This window comes from Streptomyces pratensis (assembly GCF_037137275.1).
Taxonomy (GTDB): Bacteria; Actinomycetota; Actinomycetes; order Streptomycetales; family Streptomycetaceae; genus Streptomyces; species Streptomyces pratensis_B.
Genome location: NZ_JBBBEN010000066.1, coordinates 47,243 through 62,177, shown reverse-complemented (window position 1 = coordinate 62,177; position 14,935 = coordinate 47,243). Strand labels below are relative to the sequence as shown.

The window sequence follows — 14,935 nt, the reverse complement described above, 5'->3', positions numbered from 1 at the left end:
GTACGGCAAGAAGATCGAGGTCGACGACCCCTGGGGCTACGGCCGTTCGCTGGAGTGGGCGACGTCCTGCCCGCCGCCGCGGCACAACTTCGTCACCCTGCCGCGCATCCGTTCCGAATCCCCGGCGTTCGACCTGCACCACCCCTCGCTCCGCCTTCTCGACGAGGCGGCCAACCGACCCGACGCCTCCTCGGTCGTCGCTCCGGGGGACAGGCACGAGTGAGCACGGCCCCCGGCCAGGACGGCCCGACGCAGCAGGAGAACAGGTGACATCCGACCAGGAGAGCGCCCGCGGCCTGACCCAGCTGGAGGGTTTCCTGCTGTGGAACGCCGAGGTCCAGGGAGCGCGACGGCGGGCGCGACGGCTCACGGAGCAACTGCCCTGGCTGACCACGGCCCAGCGCGACGACCTCGAGCGTGTGTACGTCGCCGACCGCGTCGCCGCTTCTCGGGAGTCGCTCGTCCGCATCCGCCACCGCGCGGACGAACTGCGCGAGGAGTACACCCGGCGCTACGCACGGCTGCGGGCCCGCTGCGTCGCCGTGACGGCCGGGGCGCTGGGCGCGGCGGCCGGCTTCTGTGCACTGCTGGTGCTTTATCTGCGTTGAACCGCGAGTCTCCGGTGCGGCCGCCCGCGTCCGCACCGCGAACAGACGACGCCAGATGGCGGGACCGGGTTCCTCAGTGCCGGACCAGGCCTTGCCCTGACGGCCAGCCATCGGCGCGGACGTGCCCGGCCCACCGCCCGGGGGCCGGGCGTCTGCGCCCCTCCTCAATGCGTCGGCCTCACCGGGCTCCGAACTTCTGGGTCCATATCGGGCCGTCGTCCGTGGCCTGTTTTCCCACGCCGATTTCCTTGAAGGAACAGTTGAGGATGTTCGCGCGGTGTCCCGGGCTGTCCATCCAGCCCCGCATCACCGCGGCCGGAGTCTGCTGTCCCTTGGCGATGTTCTCGCCGTAGGTGCTCCACCGGTACCCGGCCGCGGTGATCCGGTCGCCCGGGTCTGTGCCGTCCGGCGACGTGTGCGAGAAGTAGTCCCGGTTCGCCATGTCCTCGGAGTGGCGTTGGGCGGCCGTGGACAGCAGGTCGTTGACGCGCACCGGGCGGCAGCCCTCCTTCGCCCGTTCCGCGTTGACCAATGCGGTGACCTCGCCGACGACCCCCGCCGGTGCGGCCGGTGCGGCCGGTGCTGGCGGTGCGGCCAGTGCAGGCGGTGCGGGCTTCGGGGGCCGGGGCGGGACGGCGGAGCTGGGCCCGGGCAGCGGCGAGGCCGCCCTCTCAGGCTTGGCAGGGGGTGTACGCGACACCGAGGGCGAGGGCGTGGTCGAGGCGGTGGGGGAGGCGGGTGCGGGCGAGGTCGTCGAGACCGAGGGAGCCGGGGCGGCCGACGAGTCGACGGCCGGGGTCGCACGGGGGGCCGGAGCATCCGCGCTGACGGCCGCCGCGTCCCGGGCCCCCTCGTCGGTGTAGAGGTGCACCGCCGCGCCGCCGGCGCCCAGGACCGCGACCGCGGCCACCGCGGCGACGGCCGAGTTGCGGCGACGGCGCCGTGCCTGCCCGCGCCTGCGCTCAGCGCGTCCGGCCCCGGCGGCTTCCGAGGCCTGGCCGGGCGCCCGCAGACGCGCGGCCGTGTCCAGAAGCTCGGGAGCGACGCCCGCGCCGACCGCCGCCACCGGAACCAGCGCCAGCCCTACGAGCAGGCCCTCCGCCGGCACCAGCCCCGAACCGTGCCCCGAACAGACCGTGCACTCGCGGGCGTGCCGGTCCAGCCGCTTGCGCCAGAGGGCGGACGGGACGCCGTCCCACTCCGCGACGACGTCCGCCAGCAGGACGCACGGCGGCTCGGCCGCCAGCGCGCCCACCACCACCCTGGCCGCTTCCAGCCGGGCCTTCATGCGCTGGACCCGTACGGCGGTGTGCTGCGGGGAGAGTTCGAGGGCGGCGGCGACCTCCGTCCGCGACAGATGCCCGGCGGTCTCCAGCCACCACAGTGACAGCAGAGCCCGGTCGTCCGCGTCCAGCCACCGTGTCGCCTCCGCCACCTGCCGCCGCTGGCCGGTGAGACCGAGCTCCAGGATGGTCAGCTCCACGAAGTCCGCCCGGGGGTCCGGCAGCTCGTACGCGTCGTCCAGTCGGGCGGCAGGCACCGCGCCCGTCTGCTGTTCCCGCCAGTGACGGCGTATCTCGTTCATGGCTATCGCCACGAGCCAGGAACGGAAGCGCTCCGGGTCGCGTAGCCCCGGCAGGCTGCGGAGCATTCGCAGCACCGTCTCCTGTACCACGTCGTCGACATCCGCATGGCCCTCCAGCGCACGTCCGACGACGTTGTACAGCAACGGCAGGTACGCCGCGACGAGGCGGTCCTTCGCCTGCTGGTCGCCGCGGCGCGCCGCGGCGACCAAGACCGTCGGGTGGTCCTTGCCCATGCTGTGCTCACTTTTCCGGAGTCCGGTGTTGTCTCTTCCCACACTCGGGAGACGCGGTGCGCGCGGGACGATAACAACAATTGGCCGGGCGACTGGGAAAACCGTCACCGAGATCTGTCGGCTCGGGCGCGCCGGGCTCCCCGCCCGGCCTCGTGGGCCGACGGCCCGACGCACGCCGGTGGGGAGATTCCGGACCCGTGCCACGGGTCGCCCTCCGCGGCACGGCCCGGCGTGCGGCGGGGCCGGTCGTCTCCTCGGCCCGCTCGACGGCGGCGTCGTTCAGGAGCGGGGCGGCCCATCCTGGCCCCGGTCCGTCCCGAGCTGCTGCTTCAGCTTGTCCTGAGCCGTGTCGACGTGTCCCTTGTGCTTTCCCTGGGTCCGCTTGTCGACCATGCCTCCGGCCTTGTCGATGCCCTTGCTGGCCTTGTCCTCGTGGCCCTTGAGCATCTTCTTGATCTTGTCCAGTGCGGACATGCGTCCTCCTCCTCGACTCGACGCCCCCGCCCATCAAGGGTCACCGCATCGAGCCCGTCCCGCATCCGCGCGCCGCCGTCCGCGGTAGGGCGCCGGGACCGTCCAGCGGCCGGGACGTGTGAACCGGCGCGGACTGGGCAGATACCGGTCACCTGGAGGAGGTGGTGGCAGTGGGCCGCATCCGTGTCGTCGTCCGTCGTCCCCCGCCGCCTTCCGGGCCGCCCCCGCTCGATCTGCGTACCCCGTCCGGCCGCCCGCTGCCGTACTGACCGCTCGATCGAATCAGCGCTCCGTGCGCCTCGTCCTCCAGGACGGTCGCCTTCGGGTGCCTGGCGGTCCTCGGGGCCGCGCGCGTTCAGCGCTTGGGCCGGGGGCTCCCGTCACCGGGTCGCTTCCCCTCCTCCCCGCCGCCGAGGTGTGCCGAGGGCGGCCTTGGCAGCGGAGCGAGCTGCTCCACCAAGGCCTCCAACTCCTCGACGGCGTACTCCGTCTCCCGGCGGATGTTCTGGTGCTCCGTGACGATCGCCCCGAGCAGCAGCGCCGTGAGGGCGACGGACCCGTTGAGGATCGACAGGTTGGCCATGATCTCCATGAGCGTGTGACCCGCGAACGGCCCCAGCGCGTCCGTTCCTGCGAGGATCGCGAGCACCGACACGACCAGGGCGGACGGCGCACTGCCCGGCAGCTGGAAGCGCAGAGCCCCCCAGATGATCACCGGGAAGACCAGATAGATCATGGACAGGGAGCTGTGCGTCGCGAACAGCGAGACCGCCAGCATCACCGTCGCGAAGACCGAGGCCTCCAGCCACCGGTCGCCCACCCGGGGCAGCCGGGCCCGGCGCAGGACCAGCAGTACGGGAGCGACCACGAGGACCCCCATCACGTCCCCCGCCCACCAGGAGGACCAGACCAGCCAGAACCGGCCGGGGGGAACTTTGTCGTCGAGCAGCAGAGTGAAACTCCCGACGGTGGCGCTGATCAGCATCCCGGCGAACGCGCCGAGGAAGACCAGGCAGATGCCGTCCCGCAGCCGGGCCAGATCGTCGCGGAAACCCGCCCGCCGCAGCATCCAGTAGGCGGCGAGCGGGGCGGCCGTGTTGCCGAACATGATGGCCAGACGGCTCACGGTGAAGGCGTCGCCGAGATCGGTGACAGTGACCAGCGTGCCCAGAGCGATGCCCGGCCAGACCCGGACACCCAGACGGAGCAGTGCGGCGAGCGCGATCCCGGTGGGCGGCCACAGCGGAGTCACCACAGCGCCGTCCACCACCACCTGCCGGGTCAGCCCCAGCCGTCCCGACAGGTAGTAGGCGCCTGCCACTGCCAGCACCTGCGCTGCGTACACGGCCCGACGTCTGGCTTCCTCGCTGTGGATCACAGCACTCATCAGACACCGGGCCCGCCGGGAGGCGGCGGGTGACACGCGCTGTACGGTCGGCCGTCACCGGGTCCCGCGGCGGGCGGCCGCGTGCCGCAGGACGAGTACGGCTGCGTCGTCCGCGTGACCGGTCGGCTCCGCCGCTCCCAGCACTTCGTCGGCCAGCACCTCCGCGCTCGCCCCCGCGTGCCCGGCGACCAGCCGCCGGACCCGGTCCAGGCCGTCCTCGATCACCAGTGACGGGCCCTCCACGACCCCGTCGGTCAGCAGTACGAGTGCCCCGTCGAAGTCGAGAGTGCGCCGGGTGACGGGGTAACTCTCACCGGGCTCGATCCCCAGCGGCATGCCGCCCGGGTCCTCCGTGATCCCGGACCGTCCGTCCACGGCGGCCCATACGCACGCCACATGGCCCGCCCGTGCGCTGTGCAACTCCCACGTCACCGGGTCCAGCCGCAGGAAGGTGCACGTCGCGAAGAGCCCGGAGTCCACGGACAGCAGCAGATCGTTGGTACGGCCCATGACCTCGCCCGGATCGGCGGCCGTGGCCGCGATGGCCCGCATCGCGATACGGACCTGCCCCATGAAGGCGGCCGCCTCGACGTCATGTCCCTGGACGTCCCCGATGGCGAACCCGAGAGCGCCGTCCGCGAGGGCGAAGCCGTCGTACCAGTCGCCGCCGATGTCCAGGCCGTTGCGGGCCGGCGCGTAACGGGCGGCTGCCTGGAGGCCGGGGACCGCGGGAAGGGCCGCCGGCAGCATGTCGCGCTGCAGTGCCTGCGCGAGTTCCACTCTGGCCTGGTGGAATTCCACCTCCCGCCGAGCACGGGCGGTGAGGTTCTGCAACGTGCTGAGCAGGTCCTCGGCGCTGCCTGAGCGGGGAGTCCGACGCCGGTTCATGGGCTGCTCCGCGGTGCGTGAGTCCCTGCATCATATGGCGAGCGGCCCGAGGAGGCGACCGCGGGACGACGGAAGTGCGGTGACCGTCGCGGGTCCGGCACGGCTGCCGCTCGTGTGGTCCGCGTGCAGGTCCGGCATCACGCCGAGGTGGCTCAGACGCCACGCGATGGCCGCGAGCGGCGGTGCAAAGAGGTGCGGGGAGCCCGCCGGGCCCCGCCCGGCTCGGCGACGGACGGACGGACGGACCAGCGGGTCCCGCACCGGCCCCAGCCGTGCCCGCCGCCGCCGGGCCGGGCGACCCGGGTCCCGACGCCGCTGCCGCTTCCGATGGGAGGACCGGCAAGAGGGCCGAGGGGCCACCCGGGGGCGAGGCCGACCCGTGCGGGTGGGGGCCGCCCGGGGGCGAAGCCGGACTCTCCGGGCGGGGGGACCAGACGGGGCGGAAGGCCGTCGACGGTGAGTACCCCGGCACACGGGCGGACGTGCACCCGCTTTTGGCGGCGGTCCGTCCACAACCAGGCGGCCGGGCTCAGGGTCCACCGGCACCCCGAGTCCGGCCGGGCAACCGCGCCCGGCAGCGGGACGCCGGGCGGGCGCGGCTGAGATGAGGGGGCGGCTGACGATGGCCGGATGGACCCGCGTACCGAGCCGTTGTCAGTGCCCGGTGGGATGCTGCCCGCATGGACGAGCTGATGAGGCAGCGACGGGTGTACGGCGCCGACCACGACGACCCCCGCCCCGGACCGAAACCGGGGCACGACTACCGCGAGCTGGTGGGCGGCCCGCTCGACGGCCTGCTCCTCGACGTCACCGGCTGGAGCGGGGCGGACCTGCGTGAGGGCGTCGGGCTGGTCACCGAGATCGGCGCGTACGGGCCGGGCGGCCGCGCGGAGTACGGCCCGCGAGCGCCGGACAGCCACCTGTGGGACTGGCGCGGGGACGTGAGATAGCGGCACGCCGTGCACCGGACGGAGCCGCCGCCCGTGCCGGGGGAGGGGCGGAGACGGGCAATGCCGTCCGATAGGTTGGGCGGTCATGTGGGCTTTGAGCGCGGTCGGTTGCCGTCGGGCGGGTGCGGCAGGTTCTCTGGCGGTCGCCGCGGGCGGCTGGTTCTCCGGGAAGCTGCCGGCCCACGACCCCTGGAGCCTGTGGACCGACCACGGGTCCGCGACCCGGACCGCCGCTGCCGTCGTCGCCTACGCCGGGTTGACCGTGCTCGTCGTCGCCTGGTGGCAGTACGGCAGGAGCGCCGCCTCCGTCCGCGACACCCTTGTCACCCTCGTGTGGTGGACGGTGCCGTTTCTGCTGGCGCCGCCGCTCTACAGCGCAGACGTCTACAGCTACATCGCCCAGGGTGCGATGGTCCTGGAAGGACACGACGTCTACACCGTCGGCCCCTCCGTCCTGGACCCCGCCGGGATCGGAGGGGACGCCGCCGCGAGCGTGGGCAACCACTGGCGCGACACCCCGGCCCCCTACGGACCGCTCTTCCTGCTGCTGTCCGCGGCCGTGGCGGGGGCCACCGGCGGCACGATCGTCCCCGCCGTCCTCGGGATGCGGCTCATCGCGCTCGGGTCGCTGGCCCTGATCGTCTGGGGACTGCGCCGCCTGGCGCGCGAGCACGGCCGCAGCGAGCGCCGGGCTCTGTGGCTGGGGGCGCTCAACCCGCTCCTGCTCATCCACGTGATCGGCGGCATGCACAACGACGGGCTGATGATCGGGCTCATGCTCGGCGGCCTGGTGCTCGCGCTGCGCGGCAGGCGGGCCGCCGGCAGCGCTCTCGTCGGCCTGGCCATGATGGTGAAGTCGCCGGCGGCGATGGCGCTCCTGTTCATCGGGGTCCTCGTGCACGCCTCCGCCACCGGGCCCCGGATACGCCGCTGGGCCAAGGCGCTCCTCGCGCCGGGCCTCATCGCCTGCGCGGTCGCCGGCGCCGCGACGGTGCTCAGCGGCACCGGTTTCGGCTGGCTCAGGACCCAGAGCGTCGCCGCGAACATCCACACCGCGCTCTCCGTCCCCAGCGACCTCGGCCTCGGGCTGGGCGAACTGCTGCGTCTCCTCGTGGGCGCCGACCCGGAGCCGGTCAAGTCCGCCGTCCAGACCCTGGGCCTGACGGCCGCGCTCGCCCTGACAGCCCTGCTGGCCCGGCGCGCGATGAGGGGAGCGGTGGCGCCGGCCCACGCCCTAGGCCTCTCCCTGCTCGGCCTGGTCGCCCTCTCGCCCATGGTTCAGCCCTGGTACCTGCTGTGGGGCATGGCCGTCGTCGCCGCCACCGCGCACGACGGCCGGGTCACCGCGTCCCTGATCGTCCTGTCGGCGGCCCTGGTCTACGAAACCCATCCGACGGGCGCCACCCCGCCCTATGGGTTCGTCCTGGCGGCCATCGCCGCCGTGCTCGGCACGCTCGCCATCCGCAGAACCTCCGCCGTAGCACCTGGCGTCCATCTGCCCAGCCAGCGCACACCCGCGCATTGCCCCGACCAGGATGACGCCCCGCCGGCCCCGGCTCCTGCCCCGCAGAACGCTCGCGGAGGAAATGGCTCGACGTCCCACCGGGGCCTCCACTAGGCTGAGCGAGTCCTGTCGTCTCCGATAGAGGTGGACGTTGCGCATCTGAGGTCCGCGATCATCACGCGGTACGGCCATGGCCCGTACACCGTCACGACGCTGTCGGCATGTCTGCCGCCCGTGACTCCCGCGTGGATGCGACCTCGGTGCTGAGCCACTCCTCGTCTCCGCGAGACCGCTCCCCACCTCCCCCCGGCCGGTCGCCGCGTGCTGCTCGCACAAGAAGCCCCTTGACTGCCCCGCTTCTGCGACTGCGAGAACCCCATGAGCCATCCCACCGCGCCCGGCGCCTCCGTGACCGTGTCCGGCCTCACCTTCCAGTGGCCCGACGGCACGCGTCTCTTCGAGGACCTCTCCCTCACCGTCCCCTGCGGCCGTACCGGCCTGGTCGGCGCCAACGGCACCGGCAAGTCGGCCCTTCTGCGGCTGCTCTCCGGGCGGCTGCGGCCCACCGGGGGGTCCGTCACCGTCGGCGGTGACTTCGCCTATCTGCCCCAGAACCTCACCCTGGACACGGCCCTCCGGGTCGAGGGGGCCCTCGGCATCGCCGAACGGAGGGCCGCCCTGCACGCCATCGAGTCCGGAGACGTGCGGGAGGAGCACTTCGAGACCGTCGGCGACGACTGGGACCTGGAGGAACGTGCCCAGGCCACCCTCAGCGCCCTCGGGCTTGGCGACATCGGACTGGACCGCACGGTCGGGCAGCTTTCCGGCGGAGAGACCGTGTTGCTGCGCCTGGCCGCGCTGCTGCTGGAGCGCCCGGACGTCCTCCTCCTCGACGAGCCCACCAACAACCTCGACCTCGTCGCCCGGCGTCGGCTCTACGAGGCCGTCGAGTCGTGGCGCGCCGGCGTCCTGATCGTCGTCAGCCACGACCGGGACCTCCTCGAGCGCGTCGACCGCATCGCCGAACTGCGGTCCGGCTCGGTCAGTTGGTACGGAGGCGGCTGGTCCGCCTACCAAGACGCCCTCGCCACCCAACAGGAGGCGGCCGGGCGGACGCTGCGCGCGGCGGAGGCCGACGTACGGCGTCAGCGGCGCGAACTGGAGGAGACGCGGACCAAGGTGGCCCGCCGTCGGCGCCACGACAGGAAACTGGACGCGCAGCGGCGTGCGCCGCGCATCGTCGCCGGAGAGCGGAAGCGTTCCGCCCAGGAATCGGGGGACCGGCTGCGCGGACTGCACGAGGACCGCCTGGACGAGGCCCGCGAGCGCCTGGAGGAAGCCGCCGGCGCCATCCGCCAGGACGACGAGATCAGGGTGAGCCTGCCCCACACCGCGGTGCCCGCGGGGCGCACCGTCCTGACGGTGAGGGACCTCAGCCTCCCCTTCGGCCGACTGCGCGATGGCGGTCTCCAGGTGAAGGGGCCCGCGCGCGTCGCCCTGGTCGGCCGGAACGGAGCGGGCAAGACCACCCTGCTGCGTACGCTCGCCGGGGAGCTCGCACCGCGTTCTGGCGAGGCCGTGGTGTCCGTGCCGCTCAAGTTCCTGCCCCAGCGGCTGGACACCCTCGACGACGAGTTGAGCGTCGCCGCCAACGTGGCCCGTACCGCTCCCGGCAATACCGACAACCAGATCCGTTCCCAGCTGGCCCGCTTCCTCTTCAAGGGCGCCCGCGCGGAGCAGCCCGCGGGCACCCTGTCGGGCGGCGAACGCTTCCGGGCCGCGCTCGCGGCCACGATGCTCGCCGCCCCCGCCCCCCAACTGCTGCTGCTGGACGAGCCGACCAACAATCTCGACCTGGCCAGTGTGCGCCAGCTGACGAGCGCCCTGGCGTCCTACGAGGGCGCTCTCGTCATCGCCGGACACGACCTGCCGTTCCTGCGGTCCGTGGGCATCACCCGCTGGGTTCTGCTGGCCGAGAAGTTGCGGGAGACAAGTGCCGAGGAGGCGGGGGACCTGCTCGACAGCGGGAAGGCAAGCACGGCGGGCGCGGTGTGAACAGGCCCGACCCGCAGAGCGGGGCCGCCACCCGGCCCGCCCCGGTGGGCACAGGACGTCGGCGGCGGCCGTTCGACGGCCCGCCGCGACGTATCGGCGGCCCGCCGGCCGGGTGGAGCGGGCGGACGCCCTGACGGAGAGGAGATGCGCATGGACGTCGGTCTCGGCCCCTGCGTCGTACTGATCACCGGAGTGATGGCCTCGGGGAAGTCCACCGTCGCCCAGCTTCTGGCGGAGCGCCTGCCGCGCGCCGTCCACGTCCGTGGCGACGTCTTCCGCCGGATGATCGTCTCGGGCCGCGCCGAGATGACGACAGAGGGGACCGCGGACCAGCGCGAGCAGCTGGACCTTCGCCAGCGGGTCTCCGCGCTGGTGGCCGACGCCTACGCGGACGACGGATGGACCGTGATCGTCCAGGACATCGTCATCGGCGACGACCTCGCGCGGTACGTCGCCAGGGTCCGCACCCGTCCGCTGCACGTCGTCGTCCTGGCCCCTTCGGCGCAGACCGTGCAGGCGAGGGAGAGGACGCGGGGGAAGCAGGGATACGGGGAGTGGACCGTCGAGGCGTTCGACGCCCATCTGCGGAGCCGGACGCCGTGGATCGGATGGTGGCTCGACACATCCGACCAGACGCCGGAAGAGACAGTTTCGGCCATCCTCGACGGCTTGCGGCAGTGACCCCGGCGGCCGGGAAGCCGGTCGGCCGGCCCAGGGGCGGGTGAGGCGGAGGGACGGGCACGGGCCCTCAGGCCGCTTCGTAGCGGTGGGCGCGCCCGCCCCGCCACTCCACCCAGACCGGGTTGTCGAGGATGCGGTCGGGTTCCTCCAGGCCGGCCTCGGTGAGGAACACGATCACGTCATGGTCGCTGTGGGCCAGCCCGAGTATCTCGTCCCGGCCTTCGTAGTGCACGGTCACCCGCCGGCCGCCCGAAGGGGTCGGCCGATGGATGACGATCGGAGGATTCGCCATGGCTCCACCCTGCGCCGAGCCCAGCCGCCTCGCATCCCCGACCGGCCGGGCCCCGGGGACAGGCCCGGACCGCCCCGCAGGACGCGCCGCGATCGACGCCAGGGCCCGGCCCGCCCCGGCCAGCCGACCGGGATCGGACGCTGCGTACCCGGCGACCGCAACAGGGACCCCCGGCCGGCAGACCTTCGTGGGGCCCCACGGGCACGGTCAGCCGGACGGGGCTCTTCGTTCCACCGTTGTGGTGACGCGGACCACGCAAGGGCGTCGGGGGGCCGATCCGAATCCGAAGGCGACGGGCGGATCGAGCGGGGCGAGCGCCCCCAGGCTCGCTCCGCCCCATGAGGCGTCCGCGGCGAGCACCGGTCGCAGGCCCCGAGCCCCGTACCATTCCCGTCGCCCTGAACCGGCGCTCCCCAGGGTGCGTACGCCGGGCATCAGCGTCCGGGCCGGGAGATCGCACAGCCGCGCCCAGAGCGGGCTGCGGGCGAAAGACGCCGGCACGGCGGACAGGAGCAGCCCGAACGGGGACTGCCGTCCGGTCCGCAGCCGCAGGCGCAGTGGCCCGGCCTCGACGAGCCACACGTCGCCGGAGACGGAGACCGCCACAGGCACCACATCGATGCGGTCGAAGCGGTAGGTGGCGGCGACGAAGTCCGCGACGGGCCCGGAAGGAGCGAGCAGGAGCCGCTTTCCGCCGGGGCGTTGCACCATGACGTCGCTGAAGGGCCCGAACGGGGAGCGAGGCCAGTGCCCCACCACCACGCGGGTTCCCGAGGACGTGCCCACACCGGCGATCCAGCCGTCGAACCGCAGTCGCTCACCTGTCACGCCTGCCAGTCTCGCCGAGCTCCGGAACCGAACGCGGACACCGGCCCGAACGTCACCCGGGCGACCTCGGGCAGCCGGCCAAGGTCACCCGGTCGGCGCAGTTTCCCCGGCCGTCGAGGCACGGACTACTCGAAGCGGGAAGGGTCCCCGGCACCGCGGCGTACGACGTCCGCCTCGCCCCCGGAGAAGTCGATGACCGTCGTCGGCGAGGTTCCGCAGTCGCCCGAATCGATCACCGCGTCGACCTCGTGATCGAGACGTTCCTTGATCTCCCAGCCCTGGGTCAGCGGCTCCTGTTCGTCCGGCAGCAGCAGGGTGCTGGAGAGCAGCGGCTCGCCGAGCTCGGTGACCAGGGCCTGCGTCACGACGTGATCCGGGATGCGCACGCCGACCGTCTTCTTCTTAGGGTGCATCAACTGCCGGGGCACTTCCTTCGTCGCCGGGAGGATGAAGGTGTAGCTGCCGGGCGTAGCCGCCTTGATGGCGCGGAAGACGTCGTTGTCCACGCGGACGAACTGCGCCAGCTGCGCGAAGCTGTGGCACACCAGGGTGAAGTGGTGACGATCGTCGAGGTTCCGGATCGATCGAATCCGGCCGATCCCGTCGCGGTTTCCCAACTGGCAGCCCAACGCGTAGCAGGAGTCGGTCGGGTAGGCGACGAGCGCGCCGGAACGGATGCTGTCGACCACCGTGCTGATGGTGCGGGGCTGGGGGTTTTCGGGGTGCACGTCGAAGTACTTGGCCATTCGCCGAGCTTACGCGTTCGGGCCGGGCCCCTGCGGTCCTTGGAGGGGACCGCGTACGGCGGCCCGACGCGCGATCACGCGTGTCGGGCCGCCTGGACTTCCGCTTCGCCGCCGCCCTCGTGACGGCTGGGCGTCCTCCCGGTCGTCAGGCCGGGGCGGCCCCGACCAGCTCCTCCAACACGTCCTCCATCGTCACGAAGCCGATGACCGTGCCCTTGTCGCCGGCGACGGCCGCGAGGTGCGTGCCGGCGGCACGCATCGCGGTGAGGGTGTCGTCGAGGGGGGTGTCGATCTCCACCCGGATGATGGGGTGGATGGCGCTCGTGGGAAGCGGCTGGGTGCGTTCCGCGACACCGAGGGCGTCCTTGATGTGGAGATAGCCGAGGAGCTCGTCGTCCGGGCCGGTGACGGGCAGCCGGGAGAAGCCCGAGCCGACCGCCGCCCGCTCCAGACCCTGAGGCGTGATGCCGAGGTCGACGGTGACGGTCCGGTTCAGCGGAACCATCACCTCGCCGACCGGCCGGGTCCCCAGCTCCAGGGCGTCGCGCAGGCGTTCGCCGTCGGCCGGGGCGAGCAGGCCGGCCTCGCTGGAGTCCTTCACCAGCCGGACGAGCTGGTCATCGGTGAAGACCGACGAGACCTCGTCCTTCGGCTCGACCTTGAGCAGCCGCAGCAACGCGTTGGCGAAGGCGTTGATCCCGAAGATGACCGGGCGCAGCGCCCGGGTCAGAGCCACCAGGGACGGCCCCAGCGCCAGGGCCGTGGCGACGGGGGCGGCCAGAGCGATGTTCTTCGGGATCATCTCGCCGATGAGCATGTGCAGATACGTCGCCAGGGTCAGCGCGATGACGAACGCTATCGGGTGGACCAGCGCGTCCGGCACGCCCACCGCGTCGAACGGAGGCTCCAGCAGATGGGCGATGGCCGGTTCCGCGACGGCTCCCAGCACCAGCGAGGAGATGGTGATGCCGAGCTGGGCGGTGGCCATGGCGGCCGACAGGTGCTGGAGGCCCCACAGGGCGCTCTTGGCGCGCCGGCTGCCCTGCAGGGCCTGCGGCTCGATCTGGCTGCGGCGCACCGAGATGAGGGCGAACTCCGCGCCGACGAAGAAGGCGTTGGTGAGGAGGGTGAGCGCGCCGATGGCGAGCTGGAGAGCGGTCATCGGACGTCCTCGTCCACGAGAGCCAGAGCCGGAGCGGGCGCGGTGATCCGGACCCGGTCGGCGCGGTGGTGCTCGATGTCGAGCACGTCGAACTGCCAGCCGTCGACGACCAGCCGGTCCGTACGGACGGGGATGCGGGCCAGCTGCGTCGCGAGCAGGCCCGCGAGCGTCTCGTAGGGGCCTTCCGGCGCGCGGAAGCCGATCCTCTCGAGCTGGTCCAGCCGGAGACTGCCCCCTGCCTCCCAGACGGGGCGGCCGTCGCCGAGCGGCTCGGCCGGGGCCAGGTCGGGGCGCTCGTGGGGGTCGTGCTCGTCGCGGACCTCGCCGACGACCTCCTCGACGATGTCCTCGACCGTGGCGACCCCCGCGGTGCCGCCGTACTCGTCGATCACCACGGCCATGGTGCGGTGCTTGCGCAACTGCGCCAGCAGGCGGTCCACCGGGAGTGAGTCGGGCACGAGCAGCGGCTCGGTGGCCAGCGCGGTGACCGGGGTACGGGCCCGTTCGGTCTCGTCGAGGGCGAGCACGTCACGGATGTGGACCGTGCCGATGACCTCGTCCAGACTGTCCCGGTAGACGGGGAAGCGGGACAGCCCGGTGGCCAGCGTGAGGTTGGCGGCGTCGGCGGCGGTGGCGTGCGCCTCCACCGCCCGGACGTCCACCCGCGGCGTCATCACGTTCTCCGCGGACAGCTCCGCCAGGTGCAGGGTACGGACGAACAGCTCGGCCGAGTCCTGTTCGATCGCGCCCTCGCGGGCCGAGTGCTGGGCGAGCGCTATGAGCTCCTGCGGTGTGCGGGCCGAGGCCAGCTCCTCCGCCGGCTCCAGCCCCATCCGGCGCACGGCGCGGTTGGCGGTGTTGTTGAGGTGGCGGATCAGCGGGGCGAAGCAGGCGGTGAACGCCCGCTGCGGACCCGAGACGACCTTGGCGACGGCGAGCGGGCTGGAGATCGCCCAGTTCTTGGGGACCAGTTCGCCGATGACCATGAGGACGACGGTGGAGGCGGCCACGCCGAGCAGTGTGGCGACCGTGGACACGGCGCCGACCGGAAGGCCGACGGCCTCCAGCGGGCCCCGCAGCAGCACGGCGAGGGACGGCTCGGCGAGCATGCCGATGACCAGCGAGGTCACGGTGATGCCGAGCTGAGCGCCGGAAAGCTGGAAAGTGAGCCGCTTGGCGGCCTTGAGCGCGCTTTCGGCGCCGCGCTCACCGGCCTGCGCGGCACGTTCGAGCTCGCTGCGTTCTATGGTCGTCAGCGAGAACTCGGCCGCGACGAAAACCGCGCACGCCAGGGTCAGCCCGAGGGCCAGCAGGAGCAGGACGACTTCACTCACCGTGTCACCTCCGTCCCCTGGTGTACGGGGGCGGGGATGGCACGGTACGTACTGGGAGGCTCACCCATTGCGGGACCGCAGCTCCTTCTCTGTTCGGGTCGTCGGGGTCGACGATGGGGAACGGGTGTGAACCCGCTTCGTTGATAGTAAAGGGAGCGCAAAGCATAAGGGAGTGGCCCGCGTCACAGCAGGTGTCACACCGGAGGG

General features: G+C 72.7%; 14 protein-coding genes and 1 pseudogene. 6 read left to right on the top strand and 9 right to left on the bottom strand.

All coding sequences use genetic code 11. From position 1 onward, the window contains the following. Both V9U70_RS06285 and V9U70_RS06280 read left to right on the top strand, forming a co-directional pair. Positions 1-223, top strand: a pseudogene (locus V9U70_RS06285) (aa3-type cytochrome oxidase subunit I); the annotation flags it as partial. A 43-nt stretch (positions 224-266) separates the two neighbouring features. Next, positions 267-608 (top strand): hypothetical protein, encoded by a 342-nt coding sequence (locus V9U70_RS06280; protein ID WP_336673459.1) that lies wholly within the window; start codon positions 267-269, stop codon positions 606-608. Between the two features lie 178 nt (positions 609-786). Here the strand turns inward: V9U70_RS06280 and V9U70_RS06275 are convergent, their stop codons facing one another. The 4 genes from V9U70_RS06275 to V9U70_RS06260 form a co-directional block, all read right to left on the bottom strand. Then, positions 787-2,427 carry a sigma-70 family RNA polymerase sigma factor gene (locus tag V9U70_RS06275; RefSeq protein WP_336673458.1) on the bottom strand — a complete coding sequence of 547 codons (1,641 nt, stop codon included), beginning with the start codon at positions 2,425-2,427 and terminating at the stop codon, positions 787-789. 279 nt (positions 2,428-2,706) lie between these two features. Then, positions 2,707-2,901 carry an antitoxin gene (locus tag V9U70_RS06270; RefSeq protein WP_336673457.1) on the bottom strand — a complete coding sequence of 65 codons (195 nt, stop codon included), beginning with the start codon at positions 2,899-2,901 and terminating at the stop codon, positions 2,707-2,709. Between the two features lie 355 nt (positions 2,902-3,256). Further along, positions 3,257-4,279: an MASE1 domain-containing protein gene (locus tag V9U70_RS06265; protein WP_336673463.1), complete on the bottom strand. Its 1,023-nt coding sequence runs from the start codon at positions 4,277-4,279 to the stop codon at positions 3,257-3,259. 63 nt (positions 4,280-4,342) lie between these two features. Next, on the bottom strand, positions 4,343-5,176 hold the full coding sequence (locus tag V9U70_RS06260; protein ID WP_336673456.1) for a PP2C family protein-serine/threonine phosphatase: 834 nt from the start codon (positions 5,174-5,176) through the stop codon (positions 4,343-4,345). Positions 5,177-5,856: 680 nt separating this feature from the next. Here V9U70_RS06260 and V9U70_RS06255 point away from each other — a divergent pair. The 4 genes from V9U70_RS06255 to V9U70_RS06240 all read left to right on the top strand — a co-directional run bounded on the left by V9U70_RS06255 (position 5,857) and on the right by V9U70_RS06240 (position 10,366). After that, the gene (locus tag V9U70_RS06255; RefSeq protein WP_336673455.1) at positions 5,857-6,126 is read left to right on the top strand and encodes a hypothetical protein; all 270 of its coding nucleotides are present in this window, start codon (positions 5,857-5,859) and stop codon (positions 6,124-6,126) included. Positions 6,127-6,211: 85 nt separating this feature from the next. Continuing rightward, positions 6,212-7,744 carry a polyprenol phosphomannose-dependent alpha 1,6 mannosyltransferase MptB gene (gene mptB / locus V9U70_RS06250; protein ID WP_336673454.1) on the top strand — a complete coding sequence of 511 codons (1,533 nt, stop codon included), beginning with the start codon at positions 6,212-6,214 and terminating at the stop codon, positions 7,742-7,744. 264 nt (positions 7,745-8,008) lie between these two features. After that, positions 8,009-9,685 carry an ABC-F family ATP-binding cassette domain-containing protein gene (locus tag V9U70_RS06245; protein ID WP_336673453.1) on the top strand — a complete coding sequence of 559 codons (1,677 nt, stop codon included), beginning with the start codon at positions 8,009-8,011 and terminating at the stop codon, positions 9,683-9,685. A 150-nt stretch (positions 9,686-9,835) separates the two neighbouring features. After that, positions 9,836-10,366 (top strand): P-loop nucleotide/nucleoside kinase family protein, encoded by a 531-nt coding sequence (locus tag V9U70_RS06240; protein WP_336673452.1) that lies wholly within the window; start codon positions 9,836-9,838, stop codon positions 10,364-10,366. Positions 10,367-10,433: 67 nt separating this feature from the next. Here the strand turns inward: V9U70_RS06240 and V9U70_RS06235 are convergent, their stop codons facing one another. The 5 genes from V9U70_RS06235 to V9U70_RS06215 form a co-directional block, all read right to left on the bottom strand. Next, a complete protein-coding gene (locus V9U70_RS06235) occupies positions 10,434-10,658 on the bottom strand; it encodes a hypothetical protein (protein WP_096624144.1) in 225 nt (74 codons plus the stop codon). Positions 10,659-10,865: 207 nt separating this feature from the next. Continuing rightward, entirely contained in the window at positions 10,866-11,486 is a 621-nt protein-coding gene (locus tag V9U70_RS06230) for a hypothetical protein (RefSeq protein WP_336673451.1), read from the bottom strand. A gap of 125 nt (positions 11,487-11,611) precedes the next feature. After that, complete coding sequence (locus V9U70_RS06225; RefSeq protein WP_336673450.1) at positions 11,612-12,232, bottom strand: L-threonylcarbamoyladenylate synthase; 621 nt, start codon at positions 12,230-12,232, stop codon at positions 11,612-11,614. Between the two features lie 145 nt (positions 12,233-12,377). Continuing rightward, entirely contained in the window at positions 12,378-13,394 is a 1,017-nt protein-coding gene (locus V9U70_RS06220) for a hemolysin family protein (protein WP_336673449.1), read from the bottom strand. Beyond that, entirely contained in the window at positions 13,391-14,728 is a 1,338-nt protein-coding gene (locus V9U70_RS06215) for a hemolysin family protein (protein WP_336673448.1), read from the bottom strand. The genes V9U70_RS06220 and V9U70_RS06215 overlap by 4 nt, the downstream gene beginning before the upstream one ends. Between the last annotated feature and the right edge of the window lie 207 nt (positions 14,729-14,935).

Excerpts from the sequence above, each read along its gene's own strand:
- V9U70_RS06275 (WP_336673458.1), bottom strand. The coding sequence starts at position 2,427 with ATGGGCAAGGACCACCCGACGGTCTTGGTCGCCGCGGCGCGCCGCGGC.
- V9U70_RS06270 (WP_336673457.1), bottom strand. The coding sequence starts at position 2,901 with ATGTCCGCACTGGACAAGATCAAGAAGATGCTCAAGGGCCACGAGGAC.
- V9U70_RS06260 (WP_336673456.1), bottom strand. The coding sequence starts at position 5,176 with ATGAACCGGCGTCGGACTCCCCGCTCAGGCAGCGCCGAGGACCTGCTC.
- V9U70_RS06255 (WP_336673455.1), top strand. The coding sequence starts at position 5,857 with ATGGACGAGCTGATGAGGCAGCGACGGGTGTACGGCGCCGACCACGAC.
- mptB (WP_336673454.1), top strand. The coding sequence starts at position 6,212 with ATGTGGGCTTTGAGCGCGGTCGGTTGCCGTCGGGCGGGTGCGGCAGGT.
- V9U70_RS06245 (WP_336673453.1), top strand. The coding sequence starts at position 8,009 with ATGAGCCATCCCACCGCGCCCGGCGCCTCCGTGACCGTGTCCGGCCTC.
- V9U70_RS06240 (WP_336673452.1), top strand. The coding sequence starts at position 9,836 with ATGGACGTCGGTCTCGGCCCCTGCGTCGTACTGATCACCGGAGTGATG.
- V9U70_RS06235 (WP_096624144.1), bottom strand. The coding sequence starts at position 10,658 with ATGGCGAATCCTCCGATCGTCATCCATCGGCCGACCCCTTCGGGCGGC.
- V9U70_RS06225 (WP_336673450.1), bottom strand. The coding sequence starts at position 12,232 with ATGGCCAAGTACTTCGACGTGCACCCCGAAAACCCCCAGCCCCGCACC.
- V9U70_RS06220 (WP_336673449.1), bottom strand. The coding sequence starts at position 13,394 with ATGACCGCTCTCCAGCTCGCCATCGGCGCGCTCACCCTCCTCACCAAC.